This is a genomic window from Methanospirillum sp. (genome assembly GCF_028679455.1).
Lineage (GTDB): Archaea > Halobacteriota > Methanomicrobia > Methanomicrobiales > Methanospirillaceae > Methanospirillum.
Window position 1 is genome coordinate 1 of the sequence record NZ_JAJRBM010000284.1, and the last position, 3,789, is coordinate 3,789.

Annotated in this window: 6 protein-coding genes; all 6 read right to left on the reverse strand. The window is 48.1% G+C overall.

Annotation, left to right across the window (positions count from 1 at the left end):
- Positions 1-405 (reverse strand): CHAD domain-containing protein (locus tag LUQ50_RS09620; protein ID WP_300039574.1); only part of this gene is annotated, 405 nt, incomplete at its 3' end.
- Between the two features lie 135 nt (positions 406-540).
- Positions 541-717 (reverse strand): hypothetical protein, encoded by a 177-nt coding sequence (locus LUQ50_RS09625; protein WP_300039576.1) that lies wholly within the window; start codon positions 715-717, stop codon positions 541-543.
- A 532-nt stretch (positions 718-1,249) separates the two neighbouring features.
- Entirely contained in the window at positions 1,250-1,639 is a 390-nt protein-coding gene (locus LUQ50_RS09630; protein ID WP_300039578.1) for a response regulator, read from the reverse strand.
- Between the two features lie 112 nt (positions 1,640-1,751).
- A complete protein-coding gene (locus LUQ50_RS09635) occupies positions 1,752-2,690 on the reverse strand; it encodes a methanogenesis marker 7 protein (RefSeq protein ID WP_300039580.1) in 939 nt (312 codons plus the stop codon).
- Entirely contained in the window at positions 2,687-3,268 is a 582-nt protein-coding gene (locus LUQ50_RS09640; RefSeq protein WP_300039582.1) for a methanogenesis marker 17 protein, read from the reverse strand. Before LUQ50_RS09640 ends, LUQ50_RS09635 begins: the two co-directional genes overlap by 4 nt.
- 5 nt (positions 3,269-3,273) lie before the next feature.
- On the reverse strand, positions 3,274-3,789 hold a 516-nt coding region (locus LUQ50_RS09645; protein ID WP_300039584.1), incomplete at its 5' end, for an acyl-CoA dehydratase activase.

Here is a 3,789-nt window from a genome sequence, read left to right on the forward strand (position 1 = left end):
AATTTCAGTAGCATCGGGTACCGGGGTGATGCAGACTGGTTCTGCCAACGAAAAGAGGGGGACCGCAGATCTCTTTTCAGGATTCTGTGTCTCAAGAAATTCACGAACAAACCCAATCTGTACATCGAGATCACGGGCTTCACCTAGCGAGCGGGTAAGACGCCGGATCTGCTTCTCCCACGCTCGTCGCCGATCAGTTGGCAGGCACTCGGCAAAAAGCGGGAATGCTGCACGTATTCGCCGGGTCGCGACCCGGCTGCGATGAACGTATTCAATATCATCATTTCGCAGCACCCCCTGTAACTCTGCCTCCAGCTGCATCAACAGAGGCAAAAATATGTTAGTTGCATAAAGGCAGTAATCAGGATTCCGGAGAAGGCATTCAATTGGCTGCCTGCCGGTCATATAGTATTATCATGTGAGTGTGTTCCGGATTATACCTTGTGTGAACATCAGAATTCGCAGAATAGTTTCAGCCTCATGTAGAAAACCAGGTAACCTCAACAAAATATCTTAAAACAGGAGAGAAGCAGAGGGGTATTACCACCCGGGAAAGTCAAGATAGTGGATCGCTTCGAGGTGACTGAGAAAGACCTCATTCGAATCTACCAGATCAGACAGACCCGACTGATGGTGTAGAATTTCTTCGCTGACAGGCCGTGGTTCTCCGGTCAATGATGAGCGATCATACTTACAGGGAAACGCAATACAACTCATATCTTTAACCTCACTCAAACCGGATATTTTCGACAGAGCAACACTGGAGTATCAGTGCATTATGGGATCTCATCACAGGAATATGCAGCATCAATGTAGGAGGACATGTGGTGACTGATTATTCAGGAATGATATCCTGCTCACAGGTGATCCCTGTGACATCAGAATGTTGGACGAAACACCATAAAATAAAAGGATAGGATACAGGATTTCAAAGGTTGGAATGGATTTTGAAACGATATCCCTATTGCATTCCTTATCTGACCACATTAGTTCAAGTAATGGCAATTTTAGTGATGATGAGATGGTTGAGCCCGGTTCGGACACGAAGATAGATAGATCACAAAAATAAGGATTTATTAGAGTAATGAGGAGAATAAGGCACTTGTAGATTGTTGCAACTGGTTGCAACTCTATATCCAGAATGTCGAGAAATCGAATCAGTACCAGATGAACAAAAATTACAGATCACAAAAAGGTCAGGAGAGCAGAATGATGATCTGGCCAGTTGATTAAAAGAATGAAAACCACACTAGCAGGTGTCATGAGGTAAACAGGAGATGATCAGGTCAGTCAGCCTGGCAAACTGAACTTCTGGATCACCACTTTTCTGAAGATAAAAAGTTGAGCGATCAAGCAACCGGGAGATTCTTTCTCCCTTCTCTCTCCCGGTAAAGAAAATAAATGGCATCTCCGGGTACATATCCCGTACCTTCTCCCTAAACCTGATGCCATCCATCCTCACCATCCTGCAGTCAGAGAGCACAATATCATACTCACCCTGATCGAGGAGCTTCAGAGCTGCATCTCCTGCAGGAGAGATTGATACCAGAAAATTCCCATCTTTTTCAAGAATAACTTTTACAATCTCGAGGAATGAGAGATCATCATCTACATACAGTACCCGGATAGGTTTTGTCACACATCTCCCTCCCAATCTTCAGGTTCTTCATCCATCCGAATACCCTGCCAGGTCATAACCAACGATTACCTGGATTCACAAACAACAACCCTCGGAATAATATGTATCAGGATCAGACCATTTGTCCGGTGTCTGAGAAAGGCCTGATCTTGACGAGGATGTAATCCCGCATCCTGGAGGGCCTGATATCACAGATCATTCCCACGGTCACTCCTTTCTCGACTTCAACCTCTTTTAGCTGTGCCGCAAACGGATCATAAGGGAGCTTCACCCGGACCCCGTCCATCTGAACCACAACCGGGACCGGAGAAGTGACATCATGGATGTCTGGAAGTTGTTCAAGAATGACATCCATCAGCCGTGCCGGGGATATACTCATAGGATCTTTTGCAATCTCCGAACGCCTGCCATCAAGAACACGGGAGACCTCTGATACAATCTCATCCAGTTTGGCAATCTCGGGAGCTTCTTTGGTCCGGTGCATAAACCTGCCAAATTCTCCTACATAACCCGCTACCGGGGGATCGATCGCCTTCTTCAATGCATCGGTTGACGGCCCTCCGGTTACTACGATTGGGACGTGGATTCCCCGTCTGAAGGTCGGCATCTTCTGCCTGATGCAGGTCTCAAAGTTCCCAAAGAGATAGATGACGAGATCGTGCTCATTGATAATATCACGCTCTTCATCAGACAACAGACCGATCCGTTTTCCAAATCCCCGGGCTAGTCCGATCATGTTGGTCTTTGCCCCGGCAGTACGGAGATATTCAGCAACATCGCATGATGCGTGGGGAAGATGATGAATCTCCAGTGACATAGAAACAATAGCAATCTCCGTTCCAACCAGCGGAGCGAAGATGACCTCACCGGCAAGGGGTCGCGATACTGCACGGAGGGTCTCAATATCATCGCGGGGAACCAGAGCTTGGAGCACTACATCCTGGGCAATTATGTGCTTCTGGATGATATACCCCCCCATATCCTCGATCAGATCAAGGATCTCATCATGGCGGTACACCCCTCCCTTGTAGGTGATCGGAACCTGAATCATGAAGAGGCCTCCATGATGGCAAATTGTTGCTGAACAAGGGGGAGCACATCCTCCTGAAGGGTATTCTCACTGGCTACGAACCAGAATCTTCCATTCTGAAAACTCTGCTTCTTCACCTTGAAGCCTTCCGGACAGATCACCTGCATGGTATAGATCAGATCCTTAAACAGCCCTTCAGTGGGATCAGCGACGATCAGTTCCTCAATCCCCTTCTGTTCTTCAGCACTGAGATGCATCTCAATAGTAAACCGATCCGGTTGCATGATGCGATCTTTCCCAAACCGCTTCCACAATAATTCAAGGAGGGGAGCAAGATAGGTCTCATCTGCGATCGAGAGAATTACCTTCTCCCCATCATAGGTTACTCCTGAAAAATCACTGACGATGATATTCCGGGGGACGGTCCTTGTCAGTCCTACTGCGATGAAGATGGGCACTTCAGGATCGATAAAGATCCGGAGACGATCAAGGACACGAAGAATATCATGATCCGTGATCACCGTTGAGGCAATCCTGCGGTATAAATCTCCACCTGCAGGCTCCGTAGACTCTACCTGAAAATACTCCAGTGTTGGCATCCCAATCAGTTCTTCTCCACAAACCCGGATGAGAGGAGTGCAGCTCCGACCGATCCGATATACTGAGAATGATGGGGAACCACGATCTCTGTCTGGAGCAGTTCTCCCATCGCTCTGACCAGTCCCTGAATCAGCGAAGTTCCCCCTACCATGATCACCGGTTCCTTGATGTCTATCTCCTGGAGTTGCTGTTCAAAGACCTGTTCGGCCACGCTGTGACATGCAGCAGCAGCAACATCCTCTTTGCTGTGCCCCTGCGCAAGGGCATTGACCAGACTCTGCGTCCCAAAGACAATACAATAACTGTTCATCGGAACATCTCCACCCATCCCAGCCATTGCCAGGGGACCGAGTTCAGTAATGTCAACGCCAAGTCGTTTAGCGGTCATCTCAAGGAACCTGCCGCTTGCACCGGCACAGATTCCACCCATGGTAAAAGTACCGGGAATCCCGTTATTGACCGATATCGCCTTATTGTCCATTCCTCCGATATCGATCACCGTTGAAGGGCCATGTTGACA